General features: G+C 63.2%; 17 protein-coding genes and 2 pseudogenes. 7 read left to right on the top strand and 12 right to left on the bottom strand.

Translation table 11 applies throughout. The features are described from left to right. Positions 1-219: 219 nt before the first annotated feature. The 10 genes and pseudogenes from GPA27_RS20965 to merT form a co-directional block, all read right to left on the bottom strand. Positions 220-3,135 carry a Tn3-like element IS1071 family transposase gene (locus GPA27_RS20965; protein ID WP_003049965.1) on the bottom strand — a complete coding sequence of 972 codons (2,916 nt, stop codon included), beginning with the start codon at positions 3,133-3,135 and terminating at the stop codon, positions 220-222. A 145-nt stretch (positions 3,136-3,280) separates the two neighbouring features. Next, positions 3,281-6,013: pseudogene (locus GPA27_RS20960) on the bottom strand (Tn3 family transposase); the annotation flags it as partial. A gap of 2 nt (positions 6,014-6,015) precedes the next feature. Beyond that, positions 6,016-6,576, bottom strand: coding sequence for a recombinase family protein (locus GPA27_RS20955; RefSeq protein WP_003124096.1), 561 nt, complete (start codon positions 6,574-6,576; stop codon positions 6,016-6,018). Positions 6,577-6,694: 118 nt separating this feature from the next. Further along, positions 6,695-7,696: a DUF3330 domain-containing protein gene (locus GPA27_RS20945; protein WP_004636771.1), complete on the bottom strand. Its 1,002-nt coding sequence runs from the start codon at positions 7,694-7,696 to the stop codon at positions 6,695-6,697. Continuing rightward, on the bottom strand, positions 7,693-7,929 hold the full coding sequence (gene merE, locus GPA27_RS20940) for a broad-spectrum mercury transporter MerE (RefSeq protein ID WP_004099015.1): 237 nt from the start codon (positions 7,927-7,929) through the stop codon (positions 7,693-7,695). Before merE ends, GPA27_RS20945 begins: the two co-directional genes overlap by 4 nt. Next, a complete protein-coding gene (gene merD, locus GPA27_RS20935) occupies positions 7,926-8,291 on the bottom strand; it encodes a mercury resistance co-regulator MerD (RefSeq protein ID WP_004636761.1) in 366 nt (121 codons plus the stop codon). The genes merE and merD overlap by 4 nt, the downstream gene beginning before the upstream one ends. 17 nt (positions 8,292-8,308) lie before the next feature. Next, positions 8,309-9,994 carry a mercury(II) reductase gene (gene merA / locus GPA27_RS20930; protein ID WP_004636758.1) on the bottom strand — a complete coding sequence of 562 codons (1,686 nt, stop codon included), beginning with the start codon at positions 9,992-9,994 and terminating at the stop codon, positions 8,309-8,311. A gap of 39 nt (positions 9,995-10,033) precedes the next feature. Then, the gene (gene merC / locus GPA27_RS20925; protein ID WP_004636756.1) at positions 10,034-10,456 is read right to left on the bottom strand and encodes an organomercurial transporter MerC; all 423 of its coding nucleotides are present in this window, start codon (positions 10,454-10,456) and stop codon (positions 10,034-10,036) included. Positions 10,457-10,483: 27 nt separating this feature from the next. Further along, positions 10,484-10,759 carry a mercury resistance system periplasmic binding protein MerP gene (merP, locus tag GPA27_RS20920; protein WP_004636750.1) on the bottom strand — a complete coding sequence of 92 codons (276 nt, stop codon included), beginning with the start codon at positions 10,757-10,759 and terminating at the stop codon, positions 10,484-10,486. A gap of 12 nt (positions 10,760-10,771) precedes the next feature. Beyond that, complete coding sequence (gene merT / locus GPA27_RS20915; RefSeq protein ID WP_004636748.1) at positions 10,772-11,122, bottom strand: mercuric ion transporter MerT; 351 nt, start codon at positions 11,120-11,122, stop codon at positions 10,772-10,774. A gap of 70 nt (positions 11,123-11,192) precedes the next feature. Between merT and merR the strand changes: the two genes are divergently transcribed. Then, positions 11,193-11,627: a mercury resistance transcriptional regulator MerR gene (merR, locus tag GPA27_RS20910; protein WP_004636746.1), complete on the top strand. Its 435-nt coding sequence runs from the start codon at positions 11,193-11,195 to the stop codon at positions 11,625-11,627. A gap of 433 nt (positions 11,628-12,060) precedes the next feature. Here merR and GPA27_RS20905 read toward each other — a convergent pair. Continuing rightward, a pseudogene (locus GPA27_RS20905) lies at positions 12,061-12,618 on the bottom strand (Tn3 family transposase); the annotation flags it as partial. Then, complete coding sequence (locus GPA27_RS20900; RefSeq protein ID WP_232357567.1) at positions 12,612-12,902, bottom strand: DUF4158 domain-containing protein; 291 nt, start codon at positions 12,900-12,902, stop codon at positions 12,612-12,614. The pseudogene GPA27_RS20905 and the gene GPA27_RS20900, both read right to left, overlap by 7 nt. Before the next feature lie 399 nt (positions 12,903-13,301). Between GPA27_RS20900 and GPA27_RS20895 the strand changes: the two genes are divergently transcribed. The 6 genes from GPA27_RS20895 (at position 13,302) to GPA27_RS20870 (ending at position 17,577) form a co-directional block, all read left to right on the top strand. Next, positions 13,302-14,339 (top strand): DNA-binding protein, encoded by a 1,038-nt coding sequence (locus GPA27_RS20895; RefSeq protein WP_004637284.1) that lies wholly within the window; start codon positions 13,302-13,304, stop codon positions 14,337-14,339. After that, positions 14,336-14,836: a hypothetical protein gene (locus GPA27_RS20890; RefSeq protein WP_004637282.1), complete on the top strand. Its 501-nt coding sequence runs from the start codon at positions 14,336-14,338 to the stop codon at positions 14,834-14,836. The genes GPA27_RS20895 and GPA27_RS20890 overlap by 4 nt, the downstream gene beginning before the upstream one ends. A gap of 210 nt (positions 14,837-15,046) precedes the next feature. Further along, positions 15,047-15,268: a hypothetical protein gene (locus tag GPA27_RS20885; protein ID WP_004637279.1), complete on the top strand. Its 222-nt coding sequence runs from the start codon at positions 15,047-15,049 to the stop codon at positions 15,266-15,268. 3 nt (positions 15,269-15,271) lie between these two features. Then, positions 15,272-16,186 (top strand): DNA cytosine methyltransferase, encoded by a 915-nt coding sequence (locus tag GPA27_RS20880; protein ID WP_009242154.1) that lies wholly within the window; start codon positions 15,272-15,274, stop codon positions 16,184-16,186. A 22-nt stretch (positions 16,187-16,208) separates the two neighbouring features. Beyond that, on the top strand, positions 16,209-16,826 hold the full coding sequence (locus GPA27_RS20875) for a phospholipase D family nuclease (protein WP_009242155.1): 618 nt from the start codon (positions 16,209-16,211) through the stop codon (positions 16,824-16,826). Between the two features lie 19 nt (positions 16,827-16,845). After that, a complete protein-coding gene (locus tag GPA27_RS20870) occupies positions 16,846-17,577 on the top strand; it encodes a hypothetical protein (RefSeq protein WP_009242156.1) in 732 nt (243 codons plus the stop codon). The last annotated feature ends 126 nt before the right edge of the window (positions 17,578-17,703 follow it).

The following is a 17,703-nucleotide window of genomic DNA, read 5'->3' as shown; positions in this document are numbered from 1 at the left end:
GGGAAGGCCCCGGAAACGGGCCAGGAAGGCCCGTCAGGGCCGCAAAGCCCAGCGGCGAGGGCCACCGGCCCGGTGAGGGGTCTCCTCGTTTTCAGTGCAATAAGTGACGGTACGAAAAGCTAGCACTGGCGCGGAGGTGGTGTTGGTAGATCGTTGATTTCATTGACTTTCCTGTTCACTTTCAAATCTGCGATTCGTGGCGTCAAACCGTGGTCGGTTTCATCCATTGGTGCCAGTTATCGATGCATTTGGCCGCGAAGGCAGGATTTGGTCAGCATAGCGGTCAACCGGGAAGCGAAACACACCCCGCAAGTTGATGCTCTCCAGCCTGGTGGGCGCAATCTTCCCGATCAGTTCCGGTGGAATGACCTGGCGGCGGTTCGACCAGCGATCCAGGACCGCCTGCATCTGTGAGGTATTCCACGCCATCACGATGTTGGCCATCAGGCTCAACGCATCGGCCACAGCCTGCATTTCATCGACACGTTTGGCCTGCGCCGGGCTGATCCGGCCGGTATAAATGGCGCGCTTGAGGGCGTTAACAGCCTCGCCCCGATTGAGCACCCGGCGCAACTCGTTCCTGAAAGCGTCCTTGACAAAGTAGTCAGCCAAAAACGCCGTACGCAGCAACCGCCCCAATTGCACGCCAGCCTCATAGATTGGATCGCCCTGGGCGGCAGAACCGAACCGCGCAAGAGCTGCCACCGCACTGGCATGTCCGCTCATGACCGAGGCTGCCAGGTGCACCAGACTATCCCAATGCTTTTCGATCAAAGCGACGTCGACATTGGCTTCGCACACCGCAGCGATTTCTGCGGGCACTTTGGTGCCGCGTGGCACAAAGAGGTGGCGCTGTTTGAGTTCCTTCAACCGCGGGCAAAGATCAAAACCAAGCAAACGGGCATGTGACATGGCAAAGTCGGTGTAGCCATGGGTATCCACAGCAAGCTGGCTGGTCTCCAGCTTTTCTTGGCGGATGACACCTTCAATGGCCACGCCCGCCTGGCGCTCATTGAGCACAAAGGGCTGCGCATGGAAGATGCCCCACCGGTCTTTTACATGGGAGTAGATTCCAATGGAAGGTGTGTTGCGCCGAGGATCAAGCCGGGCTTGCCACACCCGTTTGGTGGTCTCCATGCTCATCATGTCAGAAGATGCCAAATCGGACCGCCCCCAGGTGGCGGCAATCGGGTGTCGCTGCATGAATTCCAGCACAGCCTGGCAGGCCTGGCTCAGACGCCGTTCGTCCCGCGCCCAGCGCATGGCCTGGCGAATGCTGGTGGCAGACAATTGCGGAATCATGCGCGCGCATTCGACCGCAGTCAGACTGGTGCCGTGGGCCATGATGCCGGCATAGACCATCAGCAGCTCGTCGGTAGAGCGCGGCTCACGTCCGAGCATGATCCAGCTAAAGCGCACCTGGGCGTCAACGGCCAGAATCACTTCCGGCAATTGAACCTCACCGATGCGGTGATCCAAAGCCGCGCGCAGCTTGGTCACTTCTGGGTCTTCGTCCTCTGCGGGCAATGGCGACAAATGGAGTTCATCATCCACGCGCAGTACGCCACTGCGGGCTGCAGCGGCCACCGCATCGACACCGGCAGTTACTCTGGCCAGCAAAGGCTTCAAGAAAGTGGCAGCCTTGCTGGGTAACGATAGACGGGCATAGTGTTTCTTGGACTCTGCCTGCCAACGCTCGTCCGTGAAGAACAAGCGCGCACGACCCCGAAAGCTCAGGCTGTGCTCAATCCAGACCGAGCCATTGCGCACCGCGCGGCGCAGGGCAAACAGGGTGGCCACCTCCAACGCCTGAAACGCCCGTTCCCGGTCTGGGCTGGAGATCGAAACCTGCCAGATCATTCCCAGACTTGGTGCCACCACTTCAACTGGCAGCTTTCTGGATCCTTTGAGATATAAAGCTTGCAGCTTGGCAAGGTACTCGATGGCAGGATGCTCGCCGGTGGCCTGCCAGGGCAGCTTTGCAATGGCGACGAGCAACGACCGCACGGGGCGAATTCCATCAATCAATCCCTCGCGGACCAGGGAGGCCCTGCTCGGTGGTTTGCGTTTCTGGGTTTCGGTGATCAAGGCTTCAAGACGGGCACGCAACTCAGCATCTGGCACCGCACCTTGCGCGCTCAAGGCAACAAGTTCGCCGAGCAGCGTTTTGTACATTGCGGCCCAATTGACGGTAGCGGGGACATCGGCGGCAGCCTGACGCCACAGATCGGCGATCCGGCGCTGCACCATAAGGATCAACTGGTCTGTGGTGGTGAACAGGCAATACCGAAGAAAGCATGCGACCTCCACGGTGCGCGCTGGCTCTTTGATCTTGGCTCCGGCTGAGGGCGGCCTGGAGACAAGTCGGCGCGCGTAGCGGCGCAAGATGAGATCGGGGATGTCTGCCAGGTGCTTATGAACGTCCAGCGTGTAAAGCAGGTCGATGCGCTCCAGTACCTCGCTGATTTGGCGGGTTGAGTGTTTCGCCGGTGCAGCCCATAGCCAACTCTGCTGGGTTTGTCCATCTGGGCGCAGCTCTGAAACTGAGGCTCGCCAGCGATCAAGTGTTGCTGGATCAACGCTGGCGGCGATGGCGGTGCCTGTTTCAACTTCAAGCTGGGCAAGTGCCGCCGCAATCAGTGTCCGAATTGCCCGCTCGTGCACGATCACCAGCTTGTTCTTGTACAGCCATTGACGCGCCCGCACGAGTAGCTGATCGCGGTCGGCGCAGCGCGCCACTTCGTCGCGCAGTTCACGTACCAGTGAGCGGCGCTGGTGCTCGCTCATCCACTGGAATCCAAGGACCGTGCAGGCTACTTGTTGGTGATCGAATAGCGTGCGCCCGCGTTCATACATGGCTCTCAGCGAGGCGACTTCTGGTGCTGCAATGCCAAGCTCGTTGCCAAGGTGGCGCCACAAGGCTACTGGAATTACCCGAAAGGCACCGAGCAAACGCCCACTCATGCGCAGGAAACCAATATGGAGCGCCAGACCAAGCTTGTGGGAATCACCTCGGCGTGCATTGATTGCGTCGCGCTCGGCACCATCGAAGGTGAAAAATGCCTTCATCTCGAAGTCGCTGATATCGCGGGGGAGCCCACGCATCCCCAAAAACGTTGTGTGCCAACCCTGCATCGTGAACCTCAAAAGTGGGAGGCCACCATACCCGTTTACAAAGCGAACAGGAAAGTCAATGAAATCAACGGTCTACCCAGACCACCCCCGCGCCAGTGCTAGCTTTGCGTACCGTCACTTATTGCACTGAAAACGAGGAGACCCCCCGGTAGCGCTGCTGCTCGAAACTGCGGTCGCGGATTTCACCCAGGCGGTTGAAAAACACTGCCCTGGCCAGCGCATTGCGCGCCTCGCCCTTGTTCAGGCCGGCATGCACGCGGCGGCGCAGTTCCACGCTTTGCAGCCAGTCCAGGATGAACAGCGTGCGCTCGATGCGGCCCAGCTCGCGGAGCGCCACGGCCAGGCCGTTCTGGCGTGGGTAGCTGCCGAGCTTTCGGAGCATCAGGGAGGCCGTCACCGTGCCCTGCTTGATCGAGGTGGCCAGCCGCAGGATTTCGTCCCAATGGGCGCGGACGTGCTTGATGTTGAGCGTGCCGCCGATCATGGGTTTCAGCGCGTCATAGGCGGCGTCGCCCTTCGGGATGTAGAGCTTGGTGTCGCCCAGGTCGCGGATGCGCGGCGCGAAGCGGAAGCCCAGGAGGTGCATCAGGGCGAAGACGTGATCGGTGAAGCCCGCCGTGTCGGTGTAATGCTCCTCGATCCGCAAGTCGGACTCGTGGTACAGCAGGCCGTCGAGCACGTAGGTCGAATCGCGCACGCCGACGTTCACGACCTTGGTGTGAAATGGCGCGTACTGGTCAGAAATGTGGGTGTAGAACGTCCGCCCTGGGCTGCTCCCGTATTTCGGGTTGATGTGGCCGGTGCTCTCGGCCTTGCTGCCGGTGCGGAAGTTCTGGCCGTCCGACGATGAGGTGGTGCCGTCGCCCCAGTGCTCGGCGAAGGGATGGCGGAACTGTGCGTTGACCAGATCGGCCAGCGCCGCCCCGTAGGTTTCGTCGCGGATGTGCCAGGCTTGCAGCCAAGCCAGCTTGGCGTAGGTCGTGCCGGGGCAAGACTCCGCCATCTTGGTCAGGCCCAGGTTGATCGCGTCGGCGAGGATCGTGGTCAGCAACAGGTTCTTGTCTTTGGCCGGGTCGCCCGATTTCAGATGCGCGAAATGCCGAGTGAAGCCCGTCCATTCGTCCACCTCCAGCAGCAGTTCGGTGATCTTGACGTGCGGCAGGATCATTGCCGTCTGGTCGATCAGCGCTTGGGCGGTGTCGGGTACCGCCGCGTCGAGCGGCGTGATCTTCAAGCCTGACTCGGTGATGATGGCGTCCGGCAGCTCGTTGGCCGTCGCCATACGGTTGACGGTGGCAAGCTGTGTTTCCAGCAGCGTCAGCCGGTCGTTCAGGTACCGGTTGCAGTCGGTGGCCACGGCCAGCGGCAATTCGCTGGCCTGCTTGAGGCTGGCGAATTTCGCGGGCGGCACCAGGTAGTCCTCGAAGTCCTTGAACTGGCGCGACCCCTGCACCCAGATGTCGCCGGAACGCAACGCGTTCTTCATCTCCGACAGCGCGCACAGTTCGTAGTAGCGCCGGTCGATGCCGGTGTCGGTCATGACCAGCTTCTGCCAGCGCGGCTTGATGAACTCGGTCGGCGCGTCGGCGGGCACCTTGCGGGCGTTGTCGCTGTTCATGCCGCGCAGCACCTCGATGGCGTCGAGCACGTCCTTCGCGGCGGGAGCGGCCCGCAGCTTGAGCACGGCAAGGAATTCCGGCGCGTAGCGGCGCAGCGTGGCGTAGCTTTCGCCGATGCGGTGCAGGAAATCGAAGTCCTCGGGCTGCGCAAGCTTCTGCGCTTCGGTGACGCTCTCGGCGAAGGCATCCCAGGACATGACGGCCTCGATGGCGGCGAACGGATCGCGGCCCGCCTGCTTGGCCTCGATCAGCGCCTGGCCGATGCGGCCGAACAACCGCACCTTGGCGTTGATCGCCTTGCCGGACGCCTGGAATTGCTGCTGATGCTTGTTCTTGGCGGCGTTGAACAGCTTGCCCAGGATGCGGTCGTGCAGGTCGATGATTTCGTCGGTGACGGTGGCCATGCCCTCGATGGCAAGCGCCACCAGGGTGGCATAGCGTCGCTGCGCCTCGAACTTGGCCAGGTCGGCGGGCGTCATCTGGCCACCCTCACGGGCGATCTTGAGCAGGCGGTTCTGGTGCACCGACCGCTCGATGCCAGAAGGCAGGTCGAGCGCCTGCCACGCTTTGAGGCGTTCGATGTGTTCCAGCATGTGCCGCGAATTCGGTTTGACGGGCGATTGGCGCAGCCAGGCCAGCCAGGTCGTTTTGCCGTTGTCCCGACGCTTGAGCAGATCGTCGAGGCGGCGGCGATGCGCGTCCGACAGCGGTTCGGCCAAGGCATCGTAGATGCGCCGGTTGGCGCGGGTGATTGCTTCGGCGCTCGCCCGCTCGACGGCGTTGAGGGCAGGCAGAATGACCGACTGCTGCCGCAGGTGCTCGATCAAGGTGCTGGCCAGCACGATGCCCTTGTCGGTCTGCAAGGCCATCTCGGTCAGCAACTGGACGGCCTGCCGGTAGTGGCCCATGGTAAAGGGCTGGAAGCCGAACACCGTTTGCAGTTCGACCAGGTGCTCGCGCCGGGTCTGCTCCCGCTGCCCGTATTCGTCCCAGCTTTCGACGCTGACCTTGAGCTGGTCGGCGACCAGTTTCAACAAGGGCGGAAACGGCGGCTCATCGACGCCCAGGATGACACCAGGAAAGCGCAGGTAACAGAGCTGCACGGCGAAGCCCAGCCGGTTGGCCGGGCCGCGCCGCTGCCGGATGATGGAGAGGTCGGTTTCGCTGAACGTGTAGTGACGGATCAACTCATCCTTGGTGTCCGGCAACGCCAGCAGGCTTTCGCGCTCGGCGGCGGACAGGATTGAACGACGTGGCATATTTACTGATCCGTTCTCAAGTATTGATACAGGGTTTCGCGACTGATTCCGAATTCACGAGCCAGCTTGGTCTTTTGCTCGCCAGCCTCGACACGTTGGCGCAGTTCGGCAATACGCTCAGACGACAGGGATTTCTTCCTGCCACGGTAGGCCCCGCGCTGCTTGGCGAGCGCGATGCCCTCGCGCTGCCGCTCGCGGATCAAGGCGCGTTCGAACTCGGCGAACGCGCCCATTACCGACAGCATCAGGTTCGCCATCGGCGAGTCCTCGCCGGTGAAGGTCAAATGCTCCTTAAGGAACTCGATGCGTACGCCGCGCTGGGTGAGGCCCTGCACCAGGCGGCGCAGGTCGTCGAGGTTGCGCGCCAGACGATCCATGCTGTGCACCACGACCGTGTCGCCTTCGCGCACGAAGGCGAGCAGCCGTTCCAGTTCGGGCCGCCGTGTGTCCTTGCCCGACGCCTTGTCGGTGAACACTTTATCCACCTGGATCTGTTCGAGCTGCCGTTCTGGGTTCTGGTCGAAGCTGCTGACGCGGACGTAACCGATGCGCTGACCGTGCAAGGTATCCTCCTGAGGGAAATGTGTCAGGAAGAAATCTATGACCCTTGACGGCGCATGTCAATCAATTCGGAAGGCAACTCTATTCTGACGATTTAGCGCCGGATGGTCTGACGCCAAGTTAGGGTATGCCTGAGTCTGACGGCAGCGAGCCGCAGGTGTTCGGATCAGCACCGGTTTCGTTCTCTGCCTTGGCCCGCGCCTGGAAGCGCTGATAGCACTCCAGCCCGCAGAAGTGCTCGACATACTCCACGCCTTCCGGGGTAAAGGCGGCATCGAGCGGGATTTCCTTGCAGCACACGCAGCAACTGGTGGCAGTCGGATCATTTGCATTCATGGTGGCACCCCTCCATTGACTGACAAAGGCGGCGAATGCCGCCGCCGGCATTGGCTTGGCGAACAGGAAGCCTTGTCCCGTATCGCACTCCGCTTGCCGCAACAGTGCGAGACTGGTCGGCGTTTCCACGCCCTCGGCCACCACGTCCATGCCCAGCCCGTGCGCAAGCTGAATCACGGAGCGCACGATGGTTCGGTCGCGGTGATCGGCGACGAGTCCGGCGACGAAGGACTGGTCGATCTTGAGCGTAGTAATCGGGCAGCACTTCAGGTGTTGCAGGCAGGAATAGCCGGTGCCGAAGTCATCGGCGGCGAAGCGCACACCGATCTGTCGCAAGGCTTCCAGGGCGGGGAAGATCGCCGGATTACCGAATGCGACCGATTCGGTCAGCTCGATTTCAAGAGACTCGGCGGGCAACTCGGCATCAGCCAGCATGTCCTTTACCCACCCGTCGAAACCCGGTCTCACTTGGCTCGCCGAAACATTGACGGCCAGCCGGAACGGTTGCCACGCCAGCTTCCGCCACTCGCGCATCTGGCGGCAGGCTGCGCCCAGCACCCAGGCACCGATTTCCGGCATCAGGCCGGACGATTCGACCACAGGCAGGAACTGGCCGGGCGGCAGCAGCCCGAGCGTCGGATGACGCCAGCGCAACAGGGCTTCCGCACCGACAATCTGGTCACTGCGCAGATCGACTATCGGCTGGTAATGCAGCTCAAGTTGCCCGCGCACAACCGCCTGCGCCAACTCGGTCGCCGTCCATCCGGCGGGGTGCGAGGTCGTCATGATCCGCCCCGGAAGGCCCGCAGTAGCCGCGTCACGGACAGCACGAACAAGCCGGTCAGCGTGAGGGCTGCAATACCCCAATGCTCCCCGATGAATGCGCCGGCGGTCGTTCCGGCCAGCACAACGGCGAGAATCGGCAAATGGCAGGGACAGGTGAGCACGGCCAGCGCGCCCCACAGGTAGCCGGTGAACGGCTTGCGTGTCTTGGTCGGCAGGCGTTCCGGGCCGTTCATGGCAGACTCTCCGCGTGCTGTGCCGGCTCGGTCGGCAGGGTGGCCAACTGCGCTTCCAGATCGGCCAACGCTTCGCGCCGGCGTTCGACGAACTGGCGCAGCACGGCAAGCTGCGTGGCCGCTTCGCCACCGTCCGCTGCATCCAGCGCCCGGAACAGCCGCGCCAGCGCATCGAGGCCGATGCCCGCTTCGAAGGCGGACCGCACGAAGCACAGCCGCTGCAAGGCAGCCTCGTCGAACAGGCCGTAGCCGCCTGGCGTGCACGCCACCGGCCGCAGCAGTCCGCGCAGCAGGTAGTCGCGCACGATATGCACGCTCACCCCGGCATCAAGGGCCAGCCGGGACACCGTGTAGGCGTTCATCGAACACCTCCTTTTTCTCACCCGGCGCAGCAGGAAAGCTGCTTCACATCCTTGTTGAAGGTCTGCGCCGCGAGCTTCAAGCCCTCGACCATCGTCAGGTAGGGAAACAACTGGTCGGCCAGTTCCTGCACCGTCATGCGGTTGCGAATCGCCAGCGCAGCGGTCTGGATCAGCTCGCCCGCTTCCGGCGCGACCGCCTGCACGCCGATCAGTCGTCCGCTGCCTTCTTCAACGACCAGCTTGATGAAGCCGCGTGTGTCGAAGTTGGCGAGTGCGCGCGGCACGTTGTCCAAGGTCAAGGTGCGACTGTCGGTCTCGATCCCGTCGTGCTGGGCCTCTGCCTCGCTGTAGCCCACGGTGGCGACTTGCGGATCGGTGAACACCACGGCAGGCATGGCGGCAAGGTTAAGCGCCGCGTCACCGCCCGTCATGTTGATCGCCGCACGGGTGCCGGCCGCTGCCGCCACATAGACGAACTGAGGCTGGTCGGTGCAGTCGCCGGCCGCGTAGATGTCCGGCGTGCTGGTCCGCATGCCGACGTCGATGACGATAGCGCCTTGCAGGTTGAGCGCGACACCTGCCGCGTCCAGTGCCAGGCTGCGCGTGTTGGGCGAGCGACCGGTGGCGACCAGCAGTTTGTCGGCGCGCAGCTCGCCGTGCGCCGTGGTGAGCACGAATTCGCCGCCCTCGTGCGCGACCTGGCTGGCCTGGGTGTGCTCCAGCACCTCGATCCCTTCGGCGCGGAACGCCGCCGTGATTGCCTCACCGATGGCCGGGTCTTCGCGGAAGAACAGGGTGCTGCGTGCAAGAATCGTTACTTTGCTGCCCAGTCGGGCGAACGCCTGCGCCAGTTCCAGCGCTACCACCGACGAACCAATCACGGCCAGCCGCTCAGGAATGGTGTCGCTGACCAGTGCTTCGGTGGAAGTCCAGTACGGCGTGTCCTTCAGGCCGGGAATCGGCGGCACGGCCGGACTCGCGCCGGTGGCAATCAGGCAACGGTCGAACGCCAGCACACGTTCGCCACCACCGTTGAGTTGCACGGTCAGGCTGTGCGCGTCCTTGAAACGGGCTTCGCCGTGCAGCACGGAGATGGCGGGATTGTCATCCAGGATGCCTTCGTATTTGGCGTGGCGCAGTTCATCGACGCGCGCCTGCTGCTGGGCCAGCAGCCGCTCGCGCAAGATCGTCGGCGGTGTGGGCGGCATGCCGCCATCGAACGGGCTTTCTCGACGCAAGTGGGCGATGTGAGCAGCGCGGATCATGATCTTGGACGGCACGCAGCCGATATTGACGCAGGTGCCGCCAATAGTGCCGCGCTCGATCAGGGTGACGTGCGCGCCTTGCTCGACGGCCTTCAGCGCCGCCGCCATCGCCGCGCCGCCGCTGCCGATAACGGCAATATGCAATCCGCCACCATCATCACCAGCCTTGTCGCCGCTACCTAGCCATTCGCGCATCTTGACGAGCAAGCCGCCGCCCACCGGAGGCACGAGCGCGTCGGCGAGCGTGGCCCGATAACCGAGTCCGGCCACGGCGGCAGTCAACGCGTCCGGCGATGTGCCGGTCTCGACGGCGAGCTTGGCGCTGCCCTTGGTATATGAGACATTCGCCGACTGCACGCCTGGCACTTTCTCCAGGGCTTCCTTGACATGCACTGCGCACGAGTCGCAAGTCATGCCGGTGATTTTGAGGGTGGTCATTCATCGTTCCTTTTCTGTGTTGGCCGCTGGCTCACGCCGTCAGCCGTGTTTTGCTGGGAGTTCGCAGCCATCCGGCCCGCAGCGGCGATTTGCCGGTGAAACCAAGTCCCAGATCGACACGCCGATCATCAGGGCCAGGCCGGTGTATACGAGGCGCGCTGTCCACCAGTTGCCAAGCAACCAGACGGTTCCGGCGAACACGATGGCTGGCCCGATCATGCCGAGCAGGCTGCGGTGCCATTGCCGATGACTGAGCCAGCCCAGTGCATTCGCCAGCAAAGCGACGACGGCGAACAGCGGCAGCAGCGTGAAAATGAACAAGCCTTCGTATTCCTGTAGAAAGCCCAGCCCGATGGCCGCGCCCAAGCTGGCGATGGCCGGAAAACAGGCGGCGCAGCCCATCGCGGAAACCACACTGCCAAGCGCGCCGGCCTTGTCGGCAATGCGTGTGATCAGTCCCATGATCGCCCCAGGGTCGGGTTCAGTGGCTCACTGCTTGACGCTGGAGGGATAGCCCGCGTCCCCGGTTGCCTTGGTCAGCTTCTGCACACTGGTCTTGGCATCATCGAAGGTGACCACCGCTTCGCGGGTCTCGAAGGTCACGGCAACTTTACTGACGCCATCGACCTTGGAAATCGCCTTCTTGACGGTGATCGGACAGGCCGAGCACGTCATGCCCGGTACGGACAGCGTGACGGGCTGGGTAGCGGCCCACACGGGGGCAACAACGGCGGCGAGGGCGAGGGAGGCAAACAGTTTCTTCATGGTGAACTCCGATCAGTAGAAAAATGGCATGACATAGGGAAATCCGAGCGCGACCAGAACCAGTACGGCCACGACCCAGAAAATGAGCTTGTAGGTCGCTCGCACTTGGGGAATCGCGCAGACCTCACCCGGCCTACAGGCTTGCGCAGGGCGGTAGATGCGCCGCCAGGCGAAGAACAACGCCACCAGCGCTGCGCCGATGAAAATCGGGCGATACGGCTCCAGCACGGTCAGGTTGCCGATCCAAGCCCCGCTGAAGCCCAAGGCGATCAGAACCAGCGGCCCGAGGCAGCAAGCGGAGGCGAGGATGGCGGCCAGCCCGCCGGCGAAGAGCGCACCGCGCCCGTTTTGCGATTCAGACATACGTTGGCCTTTTGAATTTGGATTGGATAGCGTAACCTTACTTCCGTACTCATGTACGGAGTCAAGCGATATGGAAAATACTTTGGAGAACCTAACCATTGGCGTTTTTGCCAAGGCGGCCGGCGTCAATGTGGAGACGATCCGGTTCTATCAGCGCAAGGGCTTGCTGCCCGAGCCGGACAAGCCTTACGGCAGCATCCGCCGCTATGGGGAGGCGGATGTAACGCGGGTGCGGTTCGTGAAATCCGCTCAGCGGTTGGGCTTCAGCCTGGATGAAATCGCCGAGCTGCTGCGGCTCGACGATGGCACCCACTGCGAGGAAGCCAGCAGCGTGGCCGAGCACAAGCTCAAGGACGTGCGCGAGAAGATGGCCGACTTGGCGCGCATGGAAACCGTGCTGTCTGAACTCGTGTGCGCCTGCCATGCACGAAAGGGGAATGTTTCCTGCCCGTTGATCGCGTCACTACAGGGCGGGGCAAGCCTGGCAGGGGCGGCGACGCCTTAGCGTGCTTTATTTTCCGTTTTCTGAGACGACCCCGAACAGCTCATGCGAACCGCTGGCCAGCCACTGCCCTACGGCGGCCGCCTCGATGCGAGCCGGATGCCTGCCGGCGAAAGTGAACACGATAGACGAATCACTGCCCGCGAAGGCTCTGTTTCCGGGGCTTGGCGGTCGAATTCGAGTGCCAGCACGCATGAAATCGGCCTGATCCTGGCTAACTTGCCCATTTTTCCCGGCCTGGAGCCATTCGAGGCTCGGGCCGACGCGCCCGATTCGTCTATCGGGGGCTTTTCGGGGTCCCCTCGTTTTCAGTGCAATAAGTGACGGTACGAAAAGCTAGCACTGGCGCGGAGGTGGTGTTGGTAGATCGTTGATTTCATTGACTTTCCTGTTCACTTTCAAATCTGCGATTCGTGGCGTCAAACCGTGATCGGTTTCATCCGTTGGTGCCAGTTATCGGTGCTCCCTGCCGCGAGGGCAGGATTTGGTCGGCATAACGGTCAACAGGAAAGCGGAACACGCCTCGCAGGTTGATGCTTTCCAGCCTGGTGGGAGCAATTTTTCCGATCAGTTCCGGCGGAATGGCCTGGCGGCGGTTCGACCAGCGATCCAGAACAGCCTGCATTTGTGACGTGTTCCACGCCATGACGATGTTGGCCAGCAGACTCAACGCGTCGGCCACAGCCTGCATTTCGTCCACACGTTTGGCCTGTGCCGGGCTGATCCGGCCGGTGTAAATGGCGCGCTTGAGGGCGTTGACCGCCTCCCCCCGGTTGAGCACCCGGCGCAATTCATTCCTGAAAGCGTCCTTAACAAAGTAGTCGGCAAGGAACGCGGTTCGCAGCAAACGTCCCAATTGCACGCCAGCGTCATAGATGGGGTCACCCTGGGCAGCAGAGCCAAACCGCGCCAGTGCTGCCACCGCACTGGCGTGACCACTCATGACCGAAGCCGCCAGATGCACCGGGCTGTCCCAATGCTTTTCGATCAGGGCATCCACCGAAAACCAAGGGCCGTGCACGCTACTTGCTGGTGATCGAACAGTGTCTTCTCCCGCCCGTACAGCGTGCGCAGCGAAGCCACATCAGGGGTGGCAATGCCAAGTTCCTCGCTCAAGTGGCGCCACAGGGCGACGGGAACCACCCGAAAGGCATACAGCAGGCGGCCACTCATGCGCAAAAACCCGATATGCAGCGCCAGACCGAGCTTGTGGGCGTCACCCCGGCGCGCATTGATTGCCTCGCGCTCTGCACCATCGAAGGTGAAAAACGCCTTCATCTCGAAGTCACTGATATCGCGGGGCAGCTCACGCATCCCCAAAAACGTCGTTTGCCAGTCCTGCATCGTGAACCCCATTAGTGGGAGGCCACGATACCCGTTTGAGAAGTGAACAGGAAAGCCAACAGAATCAACGATCTACCAACACCACCCCCGCGCCAGTGCTGGGTTTGCGTACCGCCAGTTATTGCACTGAAAACGAGGGGACCCCTTTTCCAGAAGGACGGCCGCCGAGGTGGCCACCGACCTGCTTCCACCACCAGCTCGACGCCGGCACGCCGAAGGCAAGGGCGACGGCGGCCGATCCCGACCGGCACTTCGCCTGTTGCGTTTGTTGTTGTTTGCTGTAAAATACAACATACAACAACAAACAACACAATCAACCGAAAGGAGCCTGTCATGGCAAGCGAAGCGATCATCACGGAAGAACTGATCTGTAAAGCCGCCGAACAACTGGCGGCAGAGGGGATGCGCCCGACGAACGAGACGGTGCGCGAACTGCTGGCGAAGTGGACGAGCACGAAGGGCGGCAGCTACGCCACCATCGGCCCGGTGCTGCGCGCCTGGAAGGCCCGCCGCAAGGCTGCCGAGTCGGCCGAGCCGGTACGCGAGGCCGCGCCCCAGGTTGTGCTCGACAAGGTGCAGGGCTGGGCTTCGGACATGTGGGGCGTGGCCCTAGAGCTTGCCAATGGCCGCTTGGCCTCCGAGCGTGAATCCCTGGAGCGGGTGCGTCAGGAACTCGAAGCCGAGACAGCGGAGGCGCTGGCCCTGGCCGAGAAGCGAGAGGACGAGCGCGATGAAGCACGCCGGCAAGCCGCCGAGCTGACCGACCAACTCGCCAGCCTTCAAGTCGACGTGGCTGCGCAAACCGAACGGGCTGCGGCTGGTGAAGCACGGGCGGCAGAGCTGGAGAAGCGGGCCAATGAGGTGCATGACGACCTGAAGGCCGAGCGTGCGCGGCGTGATGAAGCGGAGGCTGCGCGCCGGACGGTGGAAGCCGAGCTTTCCACCCAGCGCGCGGACGTGGCCCGACTCTCCCAGCAAGCGGCAGACTTGGAGCGCGAGCTGGCCCAAGTTCGCGGTGAACTTGCGCGAGTGCAGGATCAAGGAGCGGCCGAGCTGGCGGCGGCGCGGAAAGAGCACGCCGAAGGGGCGGCTGCTCAACGTGCCCAGCATGATGCCGAGGTGGGGCGACTGAAAGATGCTCACCAGCAGGCATTGCACGACCAGAAGCAGCGCAGCGTGGAGGTCATCGGCAAGCTGGAGACTTCCAAGCAGCGCATGGAGGCCGAGCTGGACGAGGCGCGCAAAGAGGCACGCGATGCGGCCGCCCAACTTGGCCGGGTGACAGGGGAACTCGACGCGCTGCGCAGTCAAGTCGCCAGTCAAGAGGCGACCATCCGGGGCTTCACCGCAAAGAAGGCTGACAAGACATGATCGGCTCCGCGTGGCTGCATCTGGCCAGCTTCGCGGTCATGCTGGTGGCGACCCGCACCGTTCGGCGCTGGACGTGGCTGTACGCCCTGTCCGTGCTGCCTGGCACGCTGGCCCATGAGGCTATGCACTGGATGGCCGGCTGGCTGTTTGGTGCGCGCCCGGTTTCCATGTCGATCCTGCCGCGCCGGATGCCTGACGGGGAGCTGCTGCTGGGGCGCGTGCTGTTCATGCGCCTGCGCTGGTGGAATGCGGTTCCCGTGGCCCTCGCGCCGTTCCTTCTCATCCCGTTGAGCGCCGGCCTGCTGTGGCATTCCGCTGGCTGGCCCGCTCTGGCGTGGCCCAGCCTTGGCCTGAAGCTCCTGGCGGTGCAATGCCTGCTGGCGACGTGGCCGAGTGGCCGCGATTGGTGGCACGCCCTGGGCGGTGCAGCCGTGGCCGGGGCGCTGACGCTCGCTGGCCTCTACCTCTACAACCGTTTTGGCTTCGCCCTGCGGTGACTTTCGCGCGCGAAAGTCCGCGCTTGCGTGTTATTTGCTTTCACAATGAAAGCAAATAAACGCCAATATCTATTGACGGTCAATAGTTTGACGGGTAGAATATAGGCATTGCTTCAGTGATGAGGCGATGCCCCGGCAGGGGTGACGGTGAGCAGACCAGACCCCAGCCGCTTAGACCATCTTCAACCCTTCCGCATAAGGAAAACGACCATGCAGACCGCCCACGTCGCCCAGGCCAACACCACCGCCCAAGCCACGGATTACCCGCAATGGGTGATCGTTGAGAACGCCGGCACCGATGCCGAAGACGTGTGGAGCGACCACCACACTTTCAAGGCGGCGCTGAAGGAGCTGGAGAGCTGCGGCGGGACGGATAACGGCTTCGACCTGATGAAGCGCCTCCCCGATGGCACCCTGACCACGGAATTCTGACCCATGCGCTGCATCGACCTCTTTGCGGGGGCCGGTGGCTTCACCGAGGGCGCGCGCCTTGCCGGCGCGCGCGTCGTGTGGGCCGCAAACCATTGGCCGCTCGCTGTTCAGTACCACCAGACCAACCACCCGGACACTTGGCACGAGTGCCAAGACCTTCAGCAAGCCGACTGGCGCGCGGTGCCCGCGCATGATGTTGTGCTGGCTTCGCCAGCCTGCCAAGGGCATTCGAGGGCAAGAGGCCGCGAACGGCCGCACCATGACGCGCTGCGCAGCACGGCTTGGGCCGTGGTGGCTTGCGCGGAATATCACCGCAGCCCGGTGATCCTGGTCGAGAACGTGCCGGACTTCGAGAAGTGGGTGCTTTATCCGGCTTGGCGCGATGCGCTGCGCCGGCTGGGCTACGCCGTTTCGCCGCATCTGGTCGATGCGGCCGATCATGGCGTGCCGCAGAACCGGCAACGCCTGTTCCTGGTCTGCACGCGCTCGCGGCGGCCGCTGCGTTTGAGCCTGCCGCGCCGCGAGCACCGACCCATTGCCGACGTGATCCAGTGGGATGCCCACCCGTGGAGTCCGATCGCCACGCCCAGGCGCAGCGAAAAGACGCTGCGCCAGATCGCGGCGGGCCGTGCTGCGCACGGCGACCGCTTCTTGATCCCGTACTACTCCAGCGGCAGCGGCCTCACTGGCCGCAGCATCCACCGGCCTGTCGGCACCATCACGACCCGCGACCGCTGGGCCGTGATCGAGGGCGACCGGATGCGAATGCTTGCCGTGCCCGAGGCACGGGACGCTATGAGCTTTCCGCCGTCCTACGTCCTCCCCAACGTCCACCGCGATGCCATGCACCTGCTGGGCAATGCCGTCTGCCCCGTGGTGGCCGCTGACTTCCTCAACGAGCTGCGCCTTGCGGCTTGATCGAACTTCCTGGAGCTACCCCATGAAACCCCCTCGCTTCCTTCCTGTGATCCTCGCCGGCCTCGCCTTGAGCTGGGCCGGCTCCGCTTCCGCCTACAAGCCCGGCGTGCTGCGCGAGCTGGCCGATGCCATCGAGACAGCCGCGCCCGTATCCGTGCCTGCGGCCGGCTCCATCGAGGTGGGCTTTTCTCCCAAAGGCGGGGCCGAGGCCCTGGTGCTTCGCGTCATCGACTCCGCGAAGACAGACATCAAGGCACTGTCCTACAGCTTCACCAGCCCGCGCGTGGTGGCCGCGCTGCTGCGCGCGGCCAAGCGCGGGGTGGCCGTTTCCCTGGTGGCCGACTACAAGAACAACGTCACCGACGACCGGAGCGGAAAGGGCCGGGCGGCCCTTTCGGCGCTGGCTGAAGCTGGCTGCGACGTGCGCGTAATTTCCGCTTACCCGATCCACCATGACAAGGTGCTGATCGTGGATCGCCAGACTGTCGAGCTGGGGAGCTTCAACTACTCCGACGCGGCCGCGCGCGTGAATTCGGAGAATGTCCTGGTGAACTGGAATAATCCGGCGCTGGCCAAGGCATATCTGGCCCATTTTGATCGCAACTGGCGGCAATCCGAGCCTTTCCGTGCCCGGTATTAACAGGAACTCGGAGAACATCATGACCGTCGATTTTTTCCTCATTGACGCCCCGCACGCCGTCCCCCAGGAATTCCAGGCTTGGGAGGACGCGAAAGCGCATCATCGCGCTGTTTTTCTGCGCTGCGTGGATGCCGAAGATGGCAGCGCCGAACAATCCCGCCTCGATGCGGAAGGTCGGACCGCGAAGGGCGAGGCTGACCGCTTGGAGCAGGCCGCGCGAACGGCTTGGCTGCGGGCGAAGCGGCAGTCCGTGGAAATCCACCTCAACGATGACACGCGCGAAACCCGGCATTGCTTTACCGAGCAGCCGTTGCGAATCCACGCTGGTTTCACGCATGAGGATGCGGCCGCTGGCTGGCGTCAAGTCCTGTCCTTTTCTGCCAGTCCGACCCCTGACGCCGACACCTTGGCCCGGATCGAGCGGGCGAAATCGGATGCCGTCTCGCAACTGGAGTCCTATTGGGCCGAGCTGGCCGACGCCACCGATATTCAGCGCGTGATCTACCAGGGCGTGCATTACACCTGGAATGTGCTTGGCGAGGGAATCGGCTTCGGCGGGCAGGCATTCCGTGTTGAGTGGCTGACCGCTGATCGAGAGCCGACCGAGTGCAATTTGTTTGCGCAGGGCCGCATCCCGGTTTGGATGCGTGACAAGCTACCCGACAACGCCCGTACCATTGAAGACTTGGGCTACCGGATTAACCCGTTTCCGGCTGTGGATGACAGCTTGGATGACGACCCGCCGTATTAACCCCTGGGCGTCTCCCCTGCGGGGCCGGGCTTTCGTGCTGCGCATCGAGCCGCCTGCGGCGTCTCGCCCCTTCGGGCGTCAATCCCTGACGCCTCCGCGCCGTGCCGGCGCTGCGCGCTCCGCTTG

The organism is Aromatoleum toluolicum, from assembly GCF_012911005.2.
Classification (GTDB): domain Bacteria; phylum Pseudomonadota; class Gammaproteobacteria; order Burkholderiales; family Rhodocyclaceae; genus Aromatoleum; species Aromatoleum toluolicum.
Note: the sequence above shows the minus strand (reverse complement) of the source record. Positions and strands in the feature narration are given on the sequence as shown.

What these genes read in the sequence shown, in the direction of transcription:
- GPA27_RS20965 (WP_003049965.1), bottom strand. Translation starts at nt 3,135, where the DNA reads ATGCAGGGTTGGCACACAACGTTTTTGGGGATGCGTGGGCTCCCCCGC.
- GPA27_RS20945 (WP_004636771.1), bottom strand. Translation starts at nt 7,696, where the DNA reads ATGACGACCTCGCACCCCGCCGGATGGACGGCGACCGAGTTGGCGCAG.
- merE (WP_004099015.1), bottom strand. Translation starts at nt 7,929, where the DNA reads ATGAACGGCCCGGAACGCCTGCCGACCAAGACACGCAAGCCGTTCACC.
- merD (WP_004636761.1), bottom strand. Translation starts at nt 8,291, where the DNA reads ATGAACGCCTACACGGTGTCCCGGCTGGCCCTTGATGCCGGGGTGAGC.
- merA (WP_004636758.1), bottom strand. Translation starts at nt 9,994, where the DNA reads ATGACCACCCTCAAAATCACCGGCATGACTTGCGACTCGTGCGCAGTG.
- merC (WP_004636756.1), bottom strand. Translation starts at nt 10,456, where the DNA reads ATGGGACTGATCACACGCATTGCCGACAAGGCCGGCGCGCTTGGCAGT.
- merP (WP_004636750.1), bottom strand. Translation starts at nt 10,759, where the DNA reads ATGAAGAAACTGTTTGCCTCCCTCGCCCTCGCCGCCGTTGTTGCCCCC.
- merT (WP_004636748.1), bottom strand. Translation starts at nt 11,122, where the DNA reads ATGTCTGAATCGCAAAACGGGCGCGGTGCGCTCTTCGCCGGCGGGCTG.
- merR (WP_004636746.1), top strand. Translation starts at nt 11,193, where the DNA reads ATGGAAAATACTTTGGAGAACCTAACCATTGGCGTTTTTGCCAAGGCG.
- GPA27_RS20900 (WP_232357567.1), bottom strand. Translation starts at nt 12,902, where the DNA reads ATGAAGGCGTTTTTCACCTTCGATGGTGCAGAGCGCGAGGCAATCAAT.
- GPA27_RS20895 (WP_004637284.1), top strand. Translation starts at nt 13,302, where the DNA reads ATGGCAAGCGAAGCGATCATCACGGAAGAACTGATCTGTAAAGCCGCC.
- GPA27_RS20890 (WP_004637282.1), top strand. Translation starts at nt 14,336, where the DNA reads ATGATCGGCTCCGCGTGGCTGCATCTGGCCAGCTTCGCGGTCATGCTG.
- GPA27_RS20885 (WP_004637279.1), top strand. Translation starts at nt 15,047, where the DNA reads ATGCAGACCGCCCACGTCGCCCAGGCCAACACCACCGCCCAAGCCACG.
- GPA27_RS20880 (WP_009242154.1), top strand. Translation starts at nt 15,272, where the DNA reads ATGCGCTGCATCGACCTCTTTGCGGGGGCCGGTGGCTTCACCGAGGGC.
- GPA27_RS20875 (WP_009242155.1), top strand. Translation starts at nt 16,209, where the DNA reads ATGAAACCCCCTCGCTTCCTTCCTGTGATCCTCGCCGGCCTCGCCTTG.
- GPA27_RS20870 (WP_009242156.1), top strand. Translation starts at nt 16,846, where the DNA reads ATGACCGTCGATTTTTTCCTCATTGACGCCCCGCACGCCGTCCCCCAG.